This is a genomic window from Bifidobacterium sp. B4142 (assembly GCF_026537325.1).
Classification (GTDB): domain Bacteria; phylum Actinomycetota; class Actinomycetes; order Actinomycetales; family Bifidobacteriaceae; genus Bombiscardovia.
This window is the reverse complement of sequence record NZ_JAFNMJ010000001.1, coordinates 401041-421220: the sequence shown is the minus strand read 5'-3', so window position 1 is coordinate 421220 and position 20180 is coordinate 401041. Positions and strand designations below refer to the sequence as shown.

The window sequence follows — 20180 nt, the reverse complement described above, 5'->3', positions numbered from 1 at the left end:
GACTTGCCTCTACTCCTCGTGTTCGGGATCGATGGTCGACTCCAGGTCAGCCAGCTGCTCAGGCTTGGCTGAATCCACAGAGACCCGCTCCACGCCGGTGATCTCAGCAACATCGGTGGTTTCGGCAGCGTCAGCTGCAGCCTTGAGCCCGGACTCCTCGGCCTCTACGTACTTGCGCGGTACTACGTAGACGGGGCTTACGGCATGCTGCAAGAGCCCCTGGCTGGTCGATCCCAACAGAAGTCCGGTGAAGCCGCCGCGGCCACGTGAGCCGACTACGACCACGTCATGGGTTTTGCTAGCCTGGGTCAGAGCCTCCACAGCCGACCCTGGCACCACAGTCTTGTTGATGCGCAAATCCGGATAAGTCTTCATGAGCGGGGCGATTCGGGTATTGAGGTCATCCAGGTAAGAATCCATGACGCTGCGCTCCTCAGCCGAACCTGTGCCAGTCAGTCCGGAAATATTGGGTACTGCCGACATGACATCCAGTTCAGCATTCCAGCTATCGGCGAAGGCGGCGGCGATCTGCAAGGCCTTAAGACCCCACTTGGACTCGTCGGAGCCCACAGCAACCCGCTTGATGTCGTTGCTCAAATGCATCAGATTGCCGTCGTCATCGGTATAGGGGACGACCACAATAGGACAGTAAGCATAGGCTGGCAGGCTGGAGCTGGTGGTTCCCAGTAGACGCTCAGCCAGACCGCCCTTGCCCCGGTTGCCTATGACAATCAGCCGGTAATTGCGGCTCAGCTCCACGAAGACCGATGAGGGATCCCCCGTCACGATTAGCGTGGCTGCACTGACACCCTGCTCGTCAGCGATGGCCTTAGCCTTGGAGAGAATCTCCTGTGCATCGTTGTGAGCCGCCACGTCGTCTCCCATGGTGGTGTATGTCGCGTCGAAAGAGACAGCCGCATACGAGGGAAGGGAATAGGCGCAGACGATTTGCAGGGTCAACCCTGCATGCTTAGCGTAGTTGGCAGCCCACCACGCCGCTTTGTAGCTGGCGTCCGAGCCATCAACGCCTACCAGAACAGCCTTGTCGTTGCTCATCCGACGACCTCCTTTAAACTAGACGATGACAAACCGACATCGCTCCTTCTGTCAGAATATCGCATGCAGACCAGATCAATAAGTTCGCAAAGGCCAACACGCGAGGAATCTCGACTCTGAATATGCAAAACGCCCCACAAGGGGGCGTTATTACTGCATTAAAACTATGCCTCAGACCAGACGTCGATAGTTGAAAGTCTGGTAGACCTCCTGAACCATAACGCTCTGGCCGGGAGCCGGGGCATGAATCATGCGTCCACCACCGACATAGATCCCGACATGGCTACCGTCAGGAGCCACCATCAGATCGCCAGGCGCCGGATCTGTGACCGGCACGCCCATTGAACCCTGATCGGCAGCTATGCGAGGCAGACCGATGCCAAAGTGGGCAAACACATACTGGGTGAATCCTGAGCAATCGAAGCCTCTGACAGGATCGGTCCCCCCGTACACATAGGGAACCCCTTGGAATTGAAGAGCATAGTTGACCACATTCGCACCCGTACCGGTGGCCGGAACGTCAGAGATCCGATCAGCAGCACCGCCACGAGCAGCTGAACGACTGACTTGCGTAGCCTGACGCTGGCTGGCCGCCACCTGGGCCTGCTGGGCTTTGGCTTCAGCATCCTTCTCAGCCTGTGATTTGGTGGTGGGAACGTTTAATGACTCAACGCCACCCCAATGGCTATCCTTTTCGACAATAGTGGCAGTCGACTCGGTAAGCAGGTCGGCACGCACTTTGCTGCCGGGGGTGAATGAACGCGACGAAGTGACTGCGGCTTCACTGCCGTCGCTCGCCTGAGCTGCGGCGGGCATACCGATGAAGAGCGTGCCACAGATAGTAACCGCTGCCATCATGCTCACATACTTGCGTGTATTTTTCATCGTGCACTACTCTATCACGTGTTGGGAACAGGGATTAACTTTGGGGAGCACAATCCGCGCAACCAAGGATCAGTAATGGATATAGAGCAGAGCGTGCACGTTGGTCAGAGTGCGTGAGTAAGTCTTCCCATTCATCACGGCGCCGCACTCGGAGGTGACAATGGAGCCATCGGGATTGATCTTCTCAACAATAGCCACATGGCCGTAGGTGGAATCGGAACCCTCCTGGCTAGCCTGGAAGACCACGATATCGCCGACGTTGCGCGGCGTGTCGTCCACCCAGTAGCCTAGGACACGGGCAGAACCCGACCAATCCTTGGCATTGCCCATGTGAGAACCTACCGGCAGACCCAGCTGATGACGACGGACATAGGCCCACCAAGTGCATTGGCTGAACTCATAGGCATTGCCCACATCGCCAGTGGCGTGATTTGGATTAAACCCTGTCGGCAGGACCGATCGGTTGGCATCTATCAGCGCCGCCACGACCGGGTTGTTTGCCGAGGATTTGGACATCTGCTCAGTATCGAGCGCAGACTCACCCAGGTCCCAACTGCCCTCGTTGCGTTGTGAGGCCGTCGACAGGGGCTGACGGTAGTCGGAACGAGAGACCCTTGCACCACCATTTACGCTGGAGGAGCCATCGGAGGATGTGGGAGTGACCAAATTGATGGCGACGCTGTCTGCCAAAGACAGGGACCAGTCACTCCGAGCCTGGCTAACGGCCATTGAGGAAGCAGCTGCACCGACCAAAACTGTCAGGGCCGAACCAGTCATGATATGGGAGCGACGGGCTGAGGCCTTAGCCGCCAGACGAATGGAGCGACGGGTTCGAGGGGCTACTTCGTTGAGCTTAGCCGCCAAGGCATCATCAATGCCCTGAATGCCGGCCTCCTGGGTTACGTTCACCGATCGACTGGTCGGCGAACTGCCGACACCTGCGCCTCGCCTGGCCGAAGCCCTGTGCGCAGCATGCTTCATCTAGAATCACTCCCGTTTATGTTCCGACGCGACTTTCGTGCCGTATCACGAACCATCACAAGGCAACACCATAACGCAAAGAGGACCCCAGACCAAATTACCTGAATTGTCCACACCAGTCTACTCAAGCACGGCTTCAGTGGTCACTCATCTCCGATAACCACAAAATACGTTAAGGTTATACGGTCACACGGCGGACATGAGCAGACCCGCATGCGTGCCGTCCGCCACGGCGTGTCTATCGGTTCTGAACTCTGCCTGGTCCACCCTGAGCGAACCAGGCCCATAGGAGGTCAGACCGGGGTCGACGCCAGAAAGAAGGACCCGTCAGCATCGTTGGAATCCTCAGGCATGGTGATGTCGACACGGCCATCTTCGGAGGGAATGAAGAGGGCCTGTCCCTGGTCCAGCACGCGGGATTGGTCAGCGGCTACACAACGGATCTGCCCGTCAGTACAGACGATGATGCGGGGTCCCCTGCGGGGTATCATCAGGCGGCGCGGCCCCAGACGCTCTATCAGATCCCCGTAGCGCTGCTGAAGTCTATTGAGCAGGGGCCAAGTGGCTCCGCCTTCTTCCACGTGCCCGTAGACCAGCATGTACTCGTTGATCTTGGGCCGGTAGGTCACCATGTTGTGCATGATCAGGGTGGCAATCATGGAGCTCGATGGGTCGATGGGGGCTGAAGGCTGGCAGTCCAGGCTGTGCAGGAGGTTAGGAATGTCCCGATGCTTAGGGGTCATGCCAGCCCTGAGCACATTGTCGGAGTTGGTCATGATCTCTGCCGCAGTGCCATGGATGTATGCGTGAGGCGTCCCGGCGGGGATATAGACCGAATCACCCTCCTCCAGGTCCACAGGATTGAGCATGAGCAGACAGAGCACAGCCGGGTCCTTCGGAAAGGCCTGAGCAGCACACAGAGCATGGTTCAGCACAGCTCCCGCCCGTCTGGACCGTAGCCGCCCAGCAGCAGCCTCCAAGGCTTCCCCCAATCCTCGGGCTTCCTCTGGCTCAGCAGTCACAGCAGCGTGGAAGGCCCGGAAGATACGTCGGCGGGAGTCTGGCCAAATCATGGAGGAGACCGGCATCATTGCATCGGCCGCAGCAAAACGTGCCGGAGGAACCCCCAGATGGAAGGTACGGGCGGTCAGCGCCTGGGTCATCAGCTCGGCCAGAGGGTGATCCACGGCGCGCAAGAGGGTCAGTTGCATGGAGATAGTCGCAAAGCCTACACAGGCCTGGAAGGGCTCCAGGGCTACCACCATCTCGTTCTTGGCCAGACTGTCATGAAAGGAACGGCTGGGATCGTCTTCAGGCACCCCCAGAGCGTTCTCCCGGTTGAAACCGGCACGAGCCTCAAAATCCAAGGGATGCACCTGCAGGGACAGAGGAATGCGGGCAGAGATGATCTTGAACAGGTAGGGCAGTGTGGGGCCGAAGAGGCGGGAGTCGCGCTCTCCCAGCATGGCCATGGGATTGCGGCGAATGGCCTCGGTCAGCGGCATTAGCGAGCCATCGGGCAGGGTCAAGGGCGAGGGGGATTCGGTGTGCCCGCTGAACCACATCTCCGCCAAGGTATCCTGCTGGCGTTCGTCTGACTCGTGCAGATGAAACATGCGCTGCAGTCGGTCATGTGAGCCCCAGGCGTAGTGCTTCTTCACAGCTTGGATCGGATACACGCACTCCCCTTTCCACGGGAAATCCCTCCATGGGCCGGTGTATACGAACCCACCAATCCTCGTCATAATAAGACAATGCCCGAAGCTTGGGCAAGGCGTGGGGGTCGCCGCATGTCATTGCTAACGGTACAGTGGTGGTATGAAGCTGGCTCCCATTTTCGACCCGGCCGCCCGCAGACCATCGCCTCGGCCCGTGCAGGTGGACCTGCGACGCATCTTTCTGCTCGGAACTGGGGCATGGATTCTGGCCCTGATTGTAGTGGGCATCCTGGCTCTGACCGGAATGACGGTTACCAAACCCCTTATTGTCTGCCTGTCCGGGGTCGGCGTGGGCATCCTGCTGATGATCTGGGAACATTCCAATCGCTGGGATTATCGCCGTCTGGCCCAGCCACCGGACCCTGAGCCAAAGGAAGCATCAGCGTAAAGGTGCTCCCCTCTCCCGGTGCACTCCAGACCATGACCGAGCCATGGTGGGTCAGAGCTACATGCTTGACGATGGCCAGCCCTAGACCGATACCTACGGCAGTCTCTTCACTCTGATTGTCGGCACGGTAGAAGCGCTCGAAGATCCTATCCTGGTCTGCCTTAGATATGCCTCGGCCGTGATCAACCACCCTGATTTTTGCGTAGTGTTCGTCATTCGAGGACTGAGCCACCAGGGAAACAGTAGAGCCTGAAGGTGAATAGGAGATAGCGTTCTCAACCAGCTTGGCCAGGGCCACTCTGATCTGTTGTCCGTCGCCGTGAATCGTCAATGGTTGGTCACATCGCCATCGCAGGATCACATGTGACTGATCAGCTCCACCCTGCTCATCCTGCACCACTGCACCTATCTGCTCAGCTACGTCAAGCACGTTCCCCTTGCTGGGTTGGATCCGCTCCTGAGCCCGAATCAGCAGAAGTAGATCCTTGAGCACATGCCCCAGATAGGCGCTGTAACGCTGGACCAAGGAAGCATCCTTGGAAACTCTGTGCAAGTGGCTGCGAAGCAGGTCCGGATCATCCCCTTCCAGGCAGGAAGTGTTTTTCAGCTGTGCCGCTAGCTCCTCTAGGGCTTGGACCGGCTTGAGCATCTGCTCGGATACATTGGTCATGAAAGCATCCCTGGTCCGAACGAACCTGACCGAATCGCTCACATCATCGATAAGCACCACGACCAGGGACTTGTCGATACGCCCCACGGTAACCTTGAGCCAGTTCCTTCTGGATACTGCCTGAGCCTGAACATGGCTCGCATTCCCAGGATCCTCAACATCCTCAATATCCCAATCATCGGATTCGGGGCTCTCGGCTGCGGCATCCAGAATAAATTCAATAGGCGTTCGCGTGGTCAGATTGAAGGTACGTCGACCGCCCGAGCGGCGTACCTGCGCAATGGCCTTGATGATCTTCGGATTCGCTATCTCATCGTTGCTGACGATTCCCAGCCTGTAGGCATCCGGGCTGGAGCGAACAACGTCGTCATCGCCATTGACCACAACCGTGGCGGCGGGAATGAGCGCCAGCAGTGCTTGTGTCGAACCCTCCAATGCCTCACCATCAGCCTGTTCACCATCCTTGCTCCAGTTGCCCATAAGACTGCGAAGGCGGTCCATGAACCGTCTCATAAGGACTTCCTTCCAGTCCGGTGCCGATCCCGGACGCTGCGACATCAACCAAGTCTCATCTGCAGTTCCGGATTTATTCTCGCATATCCGACATTGATTGTCGCTCCCATGGTCCGACATTCTTCGAAACTAGCTTTTTCTTGCCACCTTGCTCACATAGACTGGAGTTATATCGTTGACCGAGGCCGAAAGGGAAGAACAATGCGCGTGATTTTCAACGAAGAGCTGGGGCTGGTGGCCGACGATCTCGATCGGATGGCCGCCAAGGTCCGCGATGCCATCAAAAAAGCCGGGCGCTCCCTAATGGACAGCGACGTAGAGACGGCCCAGCAAGTCATCGACGGGGATGCCGATATAGACAACCTCCAGTCCAGCATCATCGATCAATGCATCAGGCTCCTGGCCAAGCAGAGCCCAGTGGCCACTGATCTGCGGGTGGTGGTCTCTACGCTGAGCCTGTCAGCCACCTTTGAACGCATGGGAGACCTGGCCAGGCACATCGCCGAGACGGCAAGGCGCTCCTACCCCGAACCGACCCTGCCCGACGAGGTCATCCCCCTGTTCAAGCAGATGCAGGACTTTCTGGACGTCATGGCCGACCGTCTGGTCGAGATGCTCTCCGACAGGGACACGACCATAGCCGAGCAGATCATCGTCAGCGATGACAAGATGGACAAGCTCCACCAGCAGACATTCGGCTATGCCCTCTCAGACGACTGGAAGGGGACCAGGCAGCAGCTGATCGACCTGGTTCTGGTGGCACGGTTTATGGAGCGTCTGGGAGACCATGGCGTCTCGGCGGCCTGGCGCGTGGTCTACATCGTCTCGGGTTTCGACCCCTCCAAGGACCCCAAGGACCTCGACCTCGATCTGGACTGAATGAACGACAAAGGAACGACCTACTGCTTGACAGTTAATCGATCGGGTGGTGGGGCCGTTCCTCTTTTATGCTCGAGTGGTGTTGAACCCAGAGTCGCCTATTTTACAGAGCCGCGCACCACTCCGGAGATGACCCACCGCTGAGAGAATATATAAACGATCAGCAAGGGAGCCATAGCCATCAGGTAGGAAGCGAAGGCTACCGTGTAATTGGTGTTGTATTGCCCCTGAAATACATACTGAGCTAATGGCAGGGTCCTGGCACCAGGGTCCGTAAGTACCACCAACGGCATGATGAAGTCGTTCCATGCCCATACGCAGGTCAGAATTCCTACGGTTGCATTCATCGGCATGAGAAGCGGGAAAATAATCTGCCAGAACACCCTCCAAGTCGATGCCCCATCAACCCGAGCAGCCTCTTCCAACTCCATGGGAATGGAATGCAGGTAAGTCGTATACAGAAAGATGTTCATCGAGAACCCGTACAGCGTATACAGCACAATCAGCCCTGCTTGGTTATCAAGACCGAGCAATCCTGTTTCTTTGACAACCGGGAGCATCACGATAGGGAACGGGATGAACATGGCTGCCAAGAAGTAGTAGTAAGCGATCTTAAAAAAGGGCCTGTGCATATTCCGGGCTAGTGCGTAGGCCAAGACTGAGCTGGTCAGCAGAGTCAGCACAACTGAACACACCGTGATCATGGCCGTGTTCATAAGCGCCCTGGGGAAATTGGTTCGGACCCAGGCCTGCGCAAAATTGCCCCAATGCACTGGATTGGGCCATTCAAAGCCCGTCCCCTTAGCCAGCTGTTCAGGGCTCTTAAGCGCGACCGCCACTGCAAAATACAGCGGTACAAGAACAGTCAATGAGCATACCGCCACCAGGGCTGTCAACCACCAATTGACCCTATGGAAATGCCTCCCATGACCGTTTTGTGTATGTGAATTCATGCCTGAAGACTTTGCCGGAATGGCATTCATAACTTGACTGGAGGTCATGGCGCTTAATCCTCCTTTGGATTAAGGTAACGAAGCTGTACGAGTGAAAGAAAAGTGATGATCAGGAAGAGAATGGCTGCATCAGCGGACTGGTAGGCAAATTCGCCGCCCGTGAATCCACCCTGATAAATCTGCAGAGTCACCGATTCAGTAGCCATACCTGGCCCACCATCGGTCAAGGCCACTATCTGATCGAATGCCTGCATGAAGTTCTTGATATTGAGCACCACGTTTATGGTTACGTAGCCCATGATCAGCGGCAATGTAATGGACCTGAAGGCCTTAAACCCTGTGGCTCCATCAAGCGAAGCCGCCTCATAGATATCGACAGGAATAGTCTGCAGGCCAGCCAGGTAGATGATGATCGCAAAAGCGCAAGCCTGCCATACCGTCACGATAACGATAGGCACCCAGGCCCAGTGCTCATTGGTCAGGACGTTATCCCTGAGCAGAGGAACTGCTGAGAAAATCTTCGGTACTGACTTGGAGAAGAAGAATTGGAAGACATATCCGATGATTAGCATGGACAGCACGTAGGGAATGAAAAAGATGCCCCTGAACAGGTTCCTAGCCTTGATCCGGGCATTCAGGGCCAGCGCAATCGCCAAGGAAATGACATTGGTCAGGATTGTAGCCACCAGTGAAAAGAAAATTGTGAACAAATATGAGTGGAGAACCCTGTCATCCCCAAATAGATTGACGTAGTTCGAAAAACCTACCATGTGCCATTTTCCGTAACCGGCATAGTTGGTGAAGCTGAAGAAGATGCCGGCCAGCATGGGGATGGTGTGGAAGATGGCGAAAAGGATGATAAAAGGCCATACCATCCAGTAATAAGTGGTCTCAGCAAATCGACGATTCCGGTGAGTGCCTGTGGCCACTCTCGTCTGTGTCATAGTCATGCGTTTGTCTCCGATCACTCGATGGTTCTGGCCGCAACCTTGCCCCACTCTTTGTCGAGTGTGGTGAGGGCCGAGTCCAGGTCGCCGTCCAGCATGGCTTTATTCAATATCGGGTTGTAGCTGATGCTGGAGGGGATCTGGTGATCCGCGTATCCCTGGATCCTGCCAGAATCTATCCAATATTTGGCCGGCTTCATGGCCGGATTCTCGTCCACGGGAATAGACGAGAGCGAAGGAATAAGCTGTTGTGATTTGACGAAACGACGCTGAACTTCGTCCGAGTACAGATAGTTGATAAAGGCCATGGATTCCTTCTCATGCTTGGGATGTGCACCCATGGTGATCGCTACATCTCCGCCAGAGACGAGAATGGCTTTGTCGGCCTTGTCCGTGGGATAGGGGAAGAAGCCTACGTGCATCTTCGGATTGATCTGCAGGACCGGCGCCATTGACCAGTTCCCTGCCAGGAGCATGGCTCCCTTACCACGAGCGAAGGCGGAAGTTCCGTCCTCGTATGTCATGGTTCTCACGTCTTCAGTCGAATGTTGGTAAATCCAATAGAGCCGTTTCATTAAAGGTTTAAAGTTTTTCTGGAAGGAAACGGGCGAATCCGGCCCTACCTTTTTACCTTCGGCACGCATTTTGTCCCAGAACCCGTTGTTGTCGTAGTAAGGAGCCAGACCGTCGAAAGGCGTTGAAACGCGATTGGGGTCGCCCAATGTGCCAATGAAAGGGGCAACGCCGTCGGCTTCCAGAATGGCAACTGTCTGCTCAAGATCCTTCCAGGTCTTGGGCACCTTGATGCCATGCTGCTTGAACAAATCGATGTTATAAGTGATGCCGCATACGTTACCGGCATAAGGCACAATATTTATTTGCTTGCCGTCTCGTCCCAACCCATTGATCACAGATTGCATGACCGGGCGGATCCTGTGCCTTATAGGCGTGTCGCTAAAATCATAAAATACCCCTGCCTTGGCCATCTTTCCCATGCTTCCGTTGGGATTCAACGCTATGACATCAGGCGTGCGATCCTTGACCAGAAGAGCTCTCAAGGCTGTGTCGGCTGAAGAGACCTGATTCTGTACCACTTTGATATCCGGATGCAGTCTCTCGAAGTCCGCGATAATCCTGGAGTAGTCTTCCACCGCCTCTGGTTTGGTCTGAAAGAAGCTGAGCGTCGTCACATTGACGCCTCCGGATCCACCGCATGCCGACAGAGGTGCCAGAGCCACGACAGTAAGAACTGTCGCAAGCATGCGCACAAATGTGTTTCTCTTCATCTTCATTGACGTTTCTCCTCTGCCCCGTTCAAGCCGTCACGCTGCAATAAGACGGCTCGACCTGTGGTTAAACCAGTCAAAATGGGATATGCAGAAATCATCATTGACATTTCGGCCAGTTGATGTAAACGTTAGCACGCAAATTATCCCCCTGCAAGTTCTTTAATAGCCCGGCCATTCAGCTAGCTTTCTTTATATTACGTTTAAACCTGGCTTTATAAACCTCGTACAAAACAAGTCTCTCTTGAAAAAATGAATAAATGATGTATACGTATCCATCATTTGAGCAGCTATGATAAAATCTTGCAGGCAAAAGCCCTAGCGAAAACAGGAGGGCATTGTGAGCGCATCCATTCAAGACGTAGCAAATCGTGCCGGGGTTTCAATAGCAACGGTGTCCCGTACTTTCACACTCCCCGACAAGGTTCTCCCACAAACAAGGGAAAAAGTCCTCAAAGTCGCACAGGACCTGGACTACACCATTTCACGATCTGCTTCAGCGTTGAAATCAGGCAAGTCGGCACGAATCGCCTTCCTGACTGGCGGAGAATTGGACTCCTGGTATGACTCGCATGTTTTGGCTGGCCTCAATTCCGTCCTTCATGACGCAGGGTATGATATCGCTCTATACGCCGTTTCGGATGAGCAGGAACGCCATGCATTCTTTTCGGATATGTCTATCAAACGCAATGCTGATGCTGTGCTTGTGGTCTCTTTCCAAATACCATGCACAGAGGCCGACAAATTAGCCACGACAGGCATCCCGCTTATTGGGATCAACACTGAGCCAATTCCTGAATTTTCGGCAACCATAGGCATAGATGAGACCAGCTGCATGAAACTGGTCATCGACCATCTGGTCAACCTTGGGCATCGCAAAATCGCCTATGTCTGTCTGGATCCGGAGACTGAACATTTCAAATGGAACGGTCAGACACGTCTGCAGGCATTCCGCTCTATATGCTCCGAGCTAGGAGATCGGGTGAACCCCACAGTCGTGTATGCTCCCAAGGACGACACCAGAGCGGATTTCGCCTTATCCCAGCTGTCCAGGTTGGACCAGTGCCCAACAGCCATAATCTGCATGAATGACGAATACGCCCTTCCTCTGCTTTTCTGCATGCAGCGTTCGGGATGCGCAATCCCCCGAGATGTTTCGATTGCAGGTTTCGACGATTCGACTTACGCCCGTGAGATCGGGTTGACCACTATTCATCAGGATCCCTATGAGATGGGAAAGTCATCTGCTCACACGCTTCTCAAATTGCTAGAGGGCGAGAACCCTGACACGTGCGTGCAAATTCAGCCATCATTCCTGGCCGTTCGCAGCACAACCGCCCCTCCGGAGCGCTGACTCTCAGCTGCCATATCAAGAGCCGACTTTTCATAGGCCCAATCCTCACAATCCAAACCATTCGAAGCACATGATGCGGCAGCAGGCTCATAAGGTCTTTGGCCTTTGCTGATGTATACGTTATCATATGCTTGGGAGCATGGATGTAACCATATGGACTCCATGAACATGGATGGGCCCTTGATCATGCTTATGAAGCGATACCCGCGTCCCGCAAACTTGCTGAAAGGAGCAGTTGATGCCGTTGCCAACCTCGGATCAACAAGAAACCAAAACAGAGAAAACCTTGATGGGATTCGATGCAAAGGGTGCCGCTGGCAACCGTGCAAGCTTCTTTGCCGCCGCAGGCCTCGAATGGCCTGACGATACAGTCATGGAGTACGACCTGGGCAGATACACTGATTATCCTTTCAGCGTCGACATCTCCAACAATCGTCTTCTGGCTGCCCTGGACAGGACTGGACAGGTGCGACGCGCGGTTGTTGCAGTAGGGCGCCAGGATATGCGAGGCAAGACCATTCCCGGTGTCTATGTGTACAAAAAGCTGGCCTTCTGCCAAGGGCACATTGGAATGCAGATCAGATGCCTGAACCGTCAATGTCTATCACCGGCGCTTAGCTTCATAGACGACCTAGTACCAGTCTTCGATGCATCAATAAGCGATTTGCACAGCCAGACTATCGTCTTCGTGCCCCAGAAAGGCGCCAGCAGACCTTTGTGCCTGATTCAGCTTTGTCGGCTCATCAATAGGGGAACGACGTCTTTAGACGTAAACGTATTTAATCTGTCGTCAACGCGGGGCAAGGATGGCACAGAACTTTTACCCTTGAAATCCAATCTTCTGGGTGAATCAGACAGTCCTATCGCGCGCGACACATGCAAGGCCACGCTCCGACTTGCTCCAGGAGAAAGTCGGAGCGTGGCCAGTGTCTTCGATTTTTCGGAGCAAGAGGATAACCTTCAGATATTTAACTCTATCCAGGAATGCCGGAAAGCTCTGAACGTTACCTTGAAAGCCCGTAAGGGCAGCTTAGGCAAGGTGCAGATTCTGGAAGACCCATGGTATGGCGAGCTCATCACCCGGTCGGCGGAACTAGCCCGACAAAGCCTCCTCCTCCTGGCAGACGGCAAGGCGGCTGGCTCATTCTGGGGATCCAACGCCAACCCACTCCCCGACGTATGGACCAGAGACTTCGGTTACTGCGCCATGGGTCTGGTCGACAGCGACCCTGACCTGGCCAATCCCATGATCGAATTCCTTGCGCAGTATGGCATACCCGACCATGCTTGGGAACGCGAGTCCAGAATGCACCCCGAAGCCAGCGGATTCGAACACTCCTTGGGCAATTCCTGCCTCGCTGCAGTTCTGGCTTCCATGTTGGTTCATCGTCATGGCCGCAAGACATTCACCGTGGACCAAAGTACATTCACCCAATACGTTCGTAGGCTGGCCGCTGATCTTATCGCCGAACGACCTGAGCAAGGACAGCTTTATGAGACTCTTTACATTTCGGACGGGCCGTCACGCGGCGACTACCATACCGGGTCCAACATACTGGCCTGGAAGGCAGCCACGGTCATGGCCGAGGACTTCCCGGATCTTCTGGATGCCGATCAGACAAGACAGCTGAAACAGATAGCCGATGAACTTCGCCAGTCGCTTGACCAGAAATGCGTCTGCAGCATTGATGGCCGGCCCATGTATGTGGAAGGAGCCAATAGGGACGGGAGCATCATCGGCGTCCATGACGGAGAGGAAAGCGACTTGACCCTTGCCTCAGTTTATGGATTCACCAGCCGTGACGACGAGCGCATACGCAACCACGCCAGATGGGCCCACAGCATCAGAGACCCGTATTATGCCCCGATTACGGGCGGCATCGACTTCTGGGACTTTGACGACAGCAACGGAATTACCTATCCCGGCCAGATCCATGGCCTCTGCAGGGCGAATACTCGAGAAGAACTCAGAGATGCCTTGCTTGAGCTGCGCAGAACCACCGATCTGGAGGGGTCCTTCTGGTGGTGGCCCTTCGAGCATGCTGAGCAAGAACCTACCAAGGTGAAACGTGGCCTGGGCAAGTGCGGCTGGTGTGCGGGTGAATTCGTCAGTTTCTTCCTGCACGACATCATGGGAGTCGAATGCGACCAGGACGCCCGCAGCATCAGAATCGCTCCTTACACGCCCTGGCGCCGCTTTAGCTGGAAAGACCTGGCCTTCTGCGACGGCCAGGTCGATTTCGAGCAAGAAGACGATACGCTTCGTTTCACGAACAGAACCGATGAACCCCTGCATGCCTATTTGCAAATTGCCATGCAACCGAACACCATGCTGGAAGATGCCACGCTCAACGGCCAGAGCAGACGATACCAAGCCAGCGTCATCCATCTTCACGATGGCTCCGCAGTCGGCGTGGAGGAGCAAGTCGAGCCTGGGCAAAGTATCGCCTTGGCCATAAAGACCAGATAGGCACCCGCACGCAGGAACGAGAGCATTGTTCCCGCCCTTTCCCGTCTGAAAAAGTATTAGGAACACGAAAAGGTGACGCCCTCCACAAAAGGAGACGACGCCACCTCAATAACTTTGGATGCTCTGCATTCAAAGTCCGACTCACATCATCGGATAAATCTATCTAAAAGATCTCACTTCTGGCCCTGGGCCGCCACAGCAGCAGCACCGGCGGCGGCGGCCTCCGGATCCAGGTACTCGCCGCGAGGCTTGATGGGCTTGAAGTTCTCGTCCAGCTCGTAGACCAGGGGGATGGCCGTGGGGATGTTGACCTTGGCGATCTCGTCCTCAGTCAGGTTGTCGAGCATCTTGACGATGGCCCTCAGGGAATTGCCGTGGGCAGCGATCAGGACGGTCTTGCCGGTCTTGAGTTCCGGGACAATGTCACTCTCCCAGTAGGGGGTGACGCGCTTGACCACGTTGGCCAGCGCCTCGGCGCGAGGCACAGGCGCTCCAGCATACCGTGGGTCATGGGACTGCGAGTATTCGTCGTCAGGGTCGATCTCGGGCGGCGGGGTGGCATAGGAGCGACGCCAGAGCATGAACTTCTCGTCGCCGTACTTCTCGCGGATCTCGGTCTTGTTCTTACCCTGCAATGCTCCGTAGTGACGCTCGTTCAGCCTCCAGTCGCGCTTGACGGGGATCCAAAGGCGGTCTGCCTCGTCCAAGGCGATGTTGGCGGTGTTGATGGCGCGGCGCAGCAGTGAGGTGAAGACGATGTCGGGCAGAACACCCTTATCCTTGAGCAGCTTGCCGCCCTTACGAGCCTCCTGCTCGCCCTGCTCGGTCAGCGGGACGTCCACCCAGCCGGTGAATTGATTGGTGTTGTTCCATGCGCTCTGGCCATGCCTGAGCAATACTAGTTTGTAGGTCATACTAAGAATTCTAAGACCTAAGAGGGACTGTTTGGAGACCTACAGCTTCCCTTGCAGAGCGACCACTTAAAGCAGGCATACACCCAGCCAGCAGAACCCTGTCAGCAGATCAGTATAGCCCGACAGCGCGAACGCCCTGCTGAAGTGGTTCCGGCAGCTGGCCACTGCGGTGGCAATGGCCAGGATCAGGATAGGCAGCAGGCAGAGCAGGCGGGGCCAGGCCTCTGCAAGGAGGCCGTCAGACAGGGACCATGACTCGAACACACCCAGGATCACAGCCAGGGCATAGCAGGACCCCATCAGAATCAGCGTGCCTTTGGCTCCGATGAATGAAGACAGCGTGTACTTGCCGGCCAGAGGGTCCGCGTCAATGTCCCGATAGTTGTTGATCTCCAGAACGGGGATGCAGACAAGACCGCCGACCAAGGCACCGATGAACCCGTGAAGGTCGATGCCGCCGGTCTCCAGGTATTGGGTGGCCAGCACGCCCACCAGGCCGAAGAAGATCATGATGCTCAGTTCGCCCATGGCCCTATAGCCGTAGGGGTGTTTGCCTCCCGTGTAAAACCAGGCTCCCAGCAGACAGAAGATGCCGACCAGGATCATCCACCAGTGGCCAGTCACCCAGCAGAGAATCAGACCGGACAGGCAGGCCATAAGGATGTTGAGGTAGGCAGACAGCAGGACCTTGCGAGGCTCCACGCCACCAGCCACCCCTCTTCTGGGCAGATCGGGCACCGAGCCGTCAGCGCCTGCGGCCGAAAGGCTGCTCCGGCCCTCGTCAGTACCTCTGATGCCGTCGAAATAGTCATTGGCCAGATTGCAGGTGCTATGAATGAATACAGCAGTAAGACAGCATAAGAGGACGATCAGCCAGAAGCGCGCATCCGGCACCAGCCCTTGGTTGAACAGCTGCCGCAGTGCCACCGCCGTGCCGATCAGAACCGGCGTGGGCGAGCAGAGCAATGCCGAGGGCCGCAGTGCGTCCTTGTATTCATGAAGTGTGATAAACATGATTGCCTGATTATGCACTTAATCGCTCGAAAGTCGGGCTACTCTCCTACGAGAGGGCCAAGATTTCACAGCTGCAGGAGCAGTCCCGCCGACCAGCATAGGGCTGAGACCAGGGTACCCTTGCCTGCCATGCCGAAGGCCTTGGGCACCTGGCCACGGGCAAAGGCTCGGCAGATCAGCAGGAAGACAGCGGCCACTGGCAGGAGGACCAGCACAAGAGGAAAGCCGGGCAGGCCACGTCGCATGACAGCCGGAACGAACTGGATTAGGCCCAGAACCAAGCTCAGGATGTAGACCAAGTAAATGGAAATAGCCGCTGCGTGCGCTCCCACCAGAACCGCGTATGTGTGCTTGCCGGCACGACAGTCGTCATCCAGGTCCCGGTAATTGTTGAGCATGAGCAGGCCCACGGCATTGAGTCCGCAGGCGCAGGCGCCCAGGATGCCGGCGACATCAACCCTATTTATGAGAAAGTACTCAGTGCCCAGGGTGGCCACCAGACCGAAGAAGATGAAGACGCTGACCTCACCCAGCCCGTGGTAGCCGTATGGATGCGGGCCGCCCACGTAACACCAGCCGGCGACCAGGCAGCAGATTCCAACCAGAATCATCCACCAGTGACCGGTCAGCGCCATGACTGCCAGACCCATCAGACAGGTGAAGGCCGCCGAGATCATGGTGGCGTAAAGCACCTTCCTGGGCGGCACGCCGGCGGCCACCAGACGCCTCGGTCTGCCGGAGACGACCTCTTCGCCGCCACGACCGGAATCAGTGCCGCGAACACCATCGGCATAATCATTGGCAAAGTTGGCTGCAATCTGCATAGACAGGGCGAGCAGGACCAACAAGATAACGATCAAGGCCAACCGTCCCGGTGTGGCCGCCTTCAGGGCGGGGTCGACAGGCGTGGGCGAGCATGAGCTGGTGCACTGTTCCAGAAGCCGTGACCGTTCCAAGAGTGCAGCCGAAGCGCCCACGCAGACAGGCGCCACCGAGGCAGGCAGCGTTCTGGGACGCATACCATCCACCCACAGCCTGATATTCATGACCGTCCCTCTCCTGCTATCATCTCAGGCTGACTCAGATCAGCGGCTTGACCAGGGGGAAGGTGATGGTCTCGCGGATGGATGCGCCGGTAAGGGCGATCAGCAGACGATCGATGCCCATGCCCATGCCACCAGCGGGAGGCATGCCTACGCCCAGGGCCTCCAGGAAGTCCTCGTCAATGTCCATGGCCTCGACATCGCCGCGGCTGGCCATCTTGGCCTGCTCGACGAACCGCTGCCGCTGGACCACCGGATCGTTCAGCTCGGAGTAGCCCGTTGCTAGCTCGAACCCGCGAACATAAAGGTCCCACTTCTCAACGACACCCCGCTTGGTGCGGTGGGCCTTGACCAGGGGCGAGGTCTCGACAGGAAAATCACGCACGAAGGTCGGCTCGTACAGCTTGTCCTGCCAGAAGTGCTCCCAGAGGTGTTCGACAAGCTTGCCGTGGTTTTCAGCCGGCTCCTCCTCCAGGCCCAGTCTGTCAGCGATGGTCCGCAGATGGTCCACGCTGGTCTGTGGGGTGATCTCCTCGCCCAGGGACTCGGAAAGAGACTCATACATGCTGATCTGGCGCCAGTCCCCGCCGAAGTCGTACTGGCTGCCATCCTGCAGGGTCACCTTCAGCGATCCCGCCGTAGCCATGGCCGCCTTCTGGATCAGCTCCTTGGTCAGCTCTCCGATGGTGTCGTAGGTACCGTAGGCCTGATAAGCCTCCAACATGGTGAACTCCGGGGCATGGGTGGCATCCACGCCCTCATTGCGGAAGTCACGGTTGATCTCGAAGACCCGCTCAATGCCACCAACCAAGCAGCGCTTGAGGAAGAGTTCAGGGGCGATGCGCAGGTAGAGGTCGATGTCGAAGGCGTTCATATGGGTGGTGAATGGCCGGGCCGCAGCGCCGCCATGCACAGTCTGAAGCATGGGGGTCTCGACCTCCATGAAGTCGTGGTCCTCAAAGGTACGCCTCAGGGAGGAGACGGCCTTGGAACGGCGGCGGACCATGGCCCGCACATCCTCATCGGCGATCATGGCCAGGTAGGGCTTGCGGGTACGCTGCTCCTCGGTCAGTTCCTTGTGAAGGGCAGGCAGTGGCTGCAGTGCCTTGGCTGCAATGTTCCACTCGGTGGCGAAGACGGAGAGCTCGCCGGTCTTGGAGGCGACCACGCGGCCGCGCAGGTATAGGTGATCGCCGAGGTCGACCAGCTGCTTGAACCGCTTCAGAGAATCAGCGCCAATCTCACGCTTGGAGATCATGCCCTGGATGCGGGTGCCGTCGCCCGCCGCCAGCTGAACGAAGCAGAGGCCGCCGCCGTCGCGCAGGAAGAGTACCCTGCCGGCGATGCCAACCACATCCTCGGTCTCCTGGCCTGGCTCCAGGCGGTCCTGATACTTGCGGCGCACATCCTCGATGCGATCGGTTACATCCAGATGGACCGGGTAGGGTTCGACGCCCTCCTTGAGCATGAGCGCCCTCTTGGCCACGCGCATGCGCACCTGTTCGGGATGCGCTTGGGTGCCGAACTCCTTATTGCTGGAGTCGATGGCCTCCTCGGGGCTGACCCCGGCATCAACCCGGTCCGCAATGGCTTTGTCCTGTTCCAACAGCATCTGAGCACGTCGGATGGTGCCCAATCCGTTGTCACCAGACTCCTGCTCATAAAGGTTATCTGCGCTATCGCTACTCTCGCTCATAGTTTACCAGTGTACGCAAAAGCCGATACAGTATCCGCTCGAATGCGCCTAACCGCCACGCCGAATGGTCTTGTATCACCCCTCCGTGTAAAATCATCACATGTCGCGGGGTATAGCGCAGCTTGGTAGCGCGCTTCGTTCGGGACGAAGAGGCCGGGGGTTCAAATCCCCCTACCCCGACATGGCAAAGAATAAAGGCAGGCGCCTAGGCGCCTGCCTTTATTCTTTGCTGACTATCTGAGAGCTATGAGGCGTCCTGTCACACCGCCATTGCGCAGCTGCTCCAGACCTTCGGGGATCCTGTCGAAGGTCGTGTCAAACAAGGACGGCTTCATCTTGCCGGTTTGGAAGAACCGGTAAACGTTGGCGATGTCCTCCGGAGTGCCGCCAGAGTTGCCCCGAAGAGCAATGTTCCCGAGTATCAGGGGCCGGGTGTCGATAGTTGTCTGGAGCCGCCCCATACCAACCAAAACAACAGTTCCGCCGTCCCTGACAGCCGCAATTGCATCATTTGTGGTCGCGCCGAAGCCGGCGAAATCAACGATGAGCTCAGGCTTATCGGCGTGAAGGTCAGCAACCTGTTCGTGCACATCATCGACCCCCAGGTCCCTGGCCCACTCGCGCGCCTTGGGACTCGTGTCAGCCACACACACATGGCACCCAGCTATGAGGGCCATGTTTATGGCGAACTGCCCCAGACCACCCGCTCCAATGATGCCCACGGTCATCCCCTTTTTTGCTCCGCCGACCACGAACAAGGGATGGTAGGACGACATTCCCGCATCGGTCGCAGCAGCGCCTTGTTCAAAGGAGACCTCATCGGGAAGGGGGACCAGCTGACGCGCAGGAACGGCCATCAGATCGGCATACCCCCCGTTACGCTGCGCCCCCACAGTCTTGCCTGTGACGCTATCCTGGGGAGATACGCCGACACGATCACCAACTTTGAATCCGGACACCGCCGCCCCTACGGATCTGATGATCCCTGCGTTCTCGTGGCCCAGAATGACCGGCGCAGAAATCAGCGGCATCCAGGCAGGATCGTGCAGGATTCCGACATCGGTATGGCACAGCCCAGCCGCTTTGACCTCAATCACCACCTCGTCATCTGCAGGCTCCGGGTCTGAAAGGTCCACCATTTCCAGCGGCTTCCCTGTCTCGGTAAACATCCATCCTTGCATGTGCATTACCTGCTTTCCTATGAAAATTGCGGTTGAATATTGCGATCTACGCTTTTTCAACCTATGCCTCTTTCATCGGGCAGTCAAAACGAGCTCTTTGCACCCTATCCTGCACGTGACCTATCCGACGCACATCTGCCTCGCCAGAGAAGCCCGCAGGCCGTAAGATTGAGAAGGATTCATCAAGAAGCACAAATCGCATCCGGCACCTGCCGCAGCTGGATACAACCGT

Annotated in this window: 17 protein-coding genes, 1 tRNA gene and 1 pseudogene; 5 read left to right on the top strand and 14 right to left on the bottom strand. The window is 56.6% G+C overall.

The genetic code is table 11. From position 1 onward, the window contains the following. Positions 1-9: 9 nt before the first annotated feature. The 4 genes from J3U06_RS01845 to manA form a co-directional block, all read right to left on the bottom strand. The gene (locus tag J3U06_RS01845; RefSeq protein WP_267399453.1) at positions 10-1056 is read right to left on the bottom strand and encodes a universal stress protein; all 1047 of its coding nucleotides are present in this window, start codon (positions 1054-1056) and stop codon (positions 10-12) included. Between the two features lie 171 nt (positions 1057-1227). Beyond that, on the bottom strand, positions 1228-1941 hold the full coding sequence (locus J3U06_RS01840; RefSeq protein ID WP_267399452.1) for a C40 family peptidase: 714 nt from the start codon (positions 1939-1941) through the stop codon (positions 1228-1230). 69 nt (positions 1942-2010) lie between these two features. Beyond that, positions 2011-2922 carry a CHAP domain-containing protein gene (locus J3U06_RS01835; RefSeq protein WP_267399451.1) on the bottom strand — a complete coding sequence of 304 codons (912 nt, stop codon included), beginning with the start codon at positions 2920-2922 and terminating at the stop codon, positions 2011-2013. Positions 2923-3215: 293 nt separating this feature from the next. Continuing rightward, on the bottom strand, positions 3216-4601 hold the full coding sequence (gene manA / locus J3U06_RS01830; RefSeq protein WP_267444130.1) for a mannose-6-phosphate isomerase, class I: 1386 nt from the start codon (positions 4599-4601) through the stop codon (positions 3216-3218). 139 nt (positions 4602-4740) lie between these two features. Here manA and J3U06_RS01825 point away from each other — a divergent pair, with 139 nt between their 5' ends. After that, positions 4741-5028, top strand: coding sequence for a DUF2530 domain-containing protein (locus tag J3U06_RS01825; RefSeq protein ID WP_267444129.1), 288 nt, complete (start codon positions 4741-4743; stop codon positions 5026-5028). A gap of 37 nt (positions 5029-5065) precedes the next feature. On the opposite strand, the pseudogene J3U06_RS01820 reads toward J3U06_RS01825, so the two are convergent. Next, positions 5066-5677 (bottom strand): annotated as a pseudogene (locus tag J3U06_RS01820) (sensor histidine kinase); the annotation flags it as partial. Between the two features lie 735 nt (positions 5678-6412). On the opposite strand from J3U06_RS01820, the gene phoU reads away from it, so the two are divergent. Continuing rightward, positions 6413-7090, top strand: a complete 678-nt coding sequence (gene phoU / locus J3U06_RS01815) for a phosphate signaling complex protein PhoU (protein WP_267444128.1) — start codon at positions 6413-6415, stop codon at positions 7088-7090. Positions 7091-7188: 98 nt separating this feature from the next. On the opposite strand, the gene J3U06_RS01810 is transcribed toward phoU, so the two are convergent. Genes J3U06_RS01810 through J3U06_RS01800 form a run of 3 tightly spaced genes read right to left on the bottom strand, consistent with a single transcriptional unit; the run spans position 7189 to position 10282 of the window. Next, positions 7189-8043, bottom strand: a complete 855-nt coding sequence (locus J3U06_RS01810) for a carbohydrate ABC transporter permease (RefSeq protein ID WP_416378754.1) — start codon at positions 8041-8043, stop codon at positions 7189-7191. 53 nt (positions 8044-8096) lie between these two features. Continuing rightward, the gene (locus J3U06_RS01805) at positions 8097-8972 is read right to left on the bottom strand and encodes a carbohydrate ABC transporter permease (protein ID WP_267444126.1); all 876 of its coding nucleotides are present in this window, start codon (positions 8970-8972) and stop codon (positions 8097-8099) included. 35 nt (positions 8973-9007) lie between these two features. Beyond that, positions 9008-10282 (bottom strand): ABC transporter substrate-binding protein, encoded by a 1275-nt coding sequence (locus tag J3U06_RS01800; RefSeq protein ID WP_267444125.1) that lies wholly within the window; start codon positions 10280-10282, stop codon positions 9008-9010. 334 nt (positions 10283-10616) lie between these two features. Here J3U06_RS01800 and J3U06_RS01795 point away from each other — a divergent pair, with 334 nt between their 5' ends. Beyond that, positions 10617-11630, top strand: coding sequence for a LacI family DNA-binding transcriptional regulator (locus J3U06_RS01795; protein WP_267444124.1), 1014 nt, complete (start codon positions 10617-10619; stop codon positions 11628-11630). Between the two features lie 190 nt (positions 11631-11820). Here the strand turns inward: J3U06_RS01795 and J3U06_RS01790 are convergent, their stop codons facing one another. Beyond that, a complete protein-coding gene (locus J3U06_RS01790) occupies positions 11821-12189 on the bottom strand; it encodes a hypothetical protein (RefSeq protein WP_267444123.1) in 369 nt (122 codons plus the stop codon). A gap of 450 nt (positions 12190-12639) precedes the next feature. Between J3U06_RS01790 and J3U06_RS01785 the strand changes: the two genes are divergently transcribed. Further along, a complete protein-coding gene (locus tag J3U06_RS01785) occupies positions 12640-14100 on the top strand; it encodes a hypothetical protein (RefSeq protein WP_267444122.1) in 1461 nt (486 codons plus the stop codon). Between the two features lie 173 nt (positions 14101-14273). On the opposite strand, the gene J3U06_RS01780 is transcribed toward J3U06_RS01785, so the two are convergent. From J3U06_RS01780 to lysS, 4 genes are all read right to left on the bottom strand, one after another. Beyond that, positions 14274-15014 (bottom strand): phosphoglyceromutase, encoded by a 741-nt coding sequence (locus J3U06_RS01780; protein ID WP_024626731.1) that lies wholly within the window; start codon positions 15012-15014, stop codon positions 14274-14276. A 66-nt stretch (positions 15015-15080) separates the two neighbouring features. Then, positions 15081-16028: a 1,4-dihydroxy-2-naphthoate octaprenyltransferase gene (menA, locus tag J3U06_RS01775; RefSeq protein ID WP_267444121.1), complete on the bottom strand. Its 948-nt coding sequence runs from the start codon at positions 16026-16028 to the stop codon at positions 15081-15083. A gap of 65 nt (positions 16029-16093) precedes the next feature. Next, on the bottom strand, positions 16094-17074 hold the full coding sequence (gene menA / locus J3U06_RS01770; RefSeq protein ID WP_267444120.1) for a 1,4-dihydroxy-2-naphthoate octaprenyltransferase: 981 nt from the start codon (positions 17072-17074) through the stop codon (positions 16094-16096). A 34-nt stretch (positions 17075-17108) separates the two neighbouring features. Next, a complete protein-coding gene (lysS, locus tag J3U06_RS01765) occupies positions 17109-18683 on the bottom strand; it encodes a lysine--tRNA ligase (protein ID WP_416378927.1) in 1575 nt (524 codons plus the stop codon). Between the two features lie 190 nt (positions 18684-18873). Between lysS and J3U06_RS01760 the strand changes: the two genes are divergently transcribed. Then, positions 18874-18947 (top strand) — tRNA-Pro (locus J3U06_RS01760). Positions 18948-19000: 53 nt separating this feature from the next. Here the strand turns inward: J3U06_RS01760 and J3U06_RS01755 are convergent. Beyond that, complete coding sequence (locus J3U06_RS01755) at positions 19001-19906, bottom strand: zinc-binding dehydrogenase (protein ID WP_267444118.1); 906 nt, start codon at positions 19904-19906, stop codon at positions 19001-19003. Positions 19907-20180 lie beyond the last annotated feature (274 nt).

What these genes read in the sequence shown, in the direction of transcription:
- J3U06_RS01845 (WP_267399453.1), bottom strand. Translation starts at nt 1,056, where the DNA reads ATGAGCAACGACAAGGCTGTTCTGGTAGGCGTTGATGGCTCGGACGCC.
- J3U06_RS01840 (WP_267399452.1), bottom strand. Translation starts at nt 1,941, where the DNA reads ATGAAAAATACACGCAAGTATGTGAGCATGATGGCAGCGGTTACTATC.
- J3U06_RS01835 (WP_267399451.1), bottom strand. Translation starts at nt 2,922, where the DNA reads ATGAAGCATGCTGCGCACAGGGCTTCGGCCAGGCGAGGCGCAGGTGTC.
- J3U06_RS01825 (WP_267444129.1), top strand. Translation starts at nt 4,741, where the DNA reads ATGAAGCTGGCTCCCATTTTCGACCCGGCCGCCCGCAGACCATCGCCT.
- phoU (WP_267444128.1), top strand. Translation starts at nt 6,413, where the DNA reads ATGCGCGTGATTTTCAACGAAGAGCTGGGGCTGGTGGCCGACGATCTC.
- J3U06_RS01810 (WP_416378754.1), bottom strand. Translation starts at nt 8,043, where the DNA reads ATGAATTCACATACACAAAACGGTCATGGGAGGCATTTCCATAGGGTC.
- J3U06_RS01800 (WP_267444125.1), bottom strand. Translation starts at nt 10,282, where the DNA reads ATGAAGATGAAGAGAAACACATTTGTGCGCATGCTTGCGACAGTTCTT.
- J3U06_RS01780 (WP_024626731.1), bottom strand. Translation starts at nt 15,014, where the DNA reads ATGACCTACAAACTAGTATTGCTCAGGCATGGCCAGAGCGCATGGAAC.
- menA (WP_267444121.1), bottom strand. Translation starts at nt 16,028, where the DNA reads ATGTTTATCACACTTCATGAATACAAGGACGCACTGCGGCCCTCGGCA.
- menA (WP_267444120.1), bottom strand. Translation starts at nt 17,074, where the DNA reads ATGAATATCAGGCTGTGGGTGGATGGTATGCGTCCCAGAACGCTGCCT.
- lysS (WP_416378927.1), bottom strand. Translation starts at nt 18,683, where the DNA reads ATGCTGTTGGAACAGGACAAAGCCATTGCGGACCGGGTTGATGCCGGG.
- J3U06_RS01755 (WP_267444118.1), bottom strand. Translation starts at nt 19,906, where the DNA reads ATGGTGGACCTTTCAGACCCGGAGCCTGCAGATGACGAGGTGGTGATT.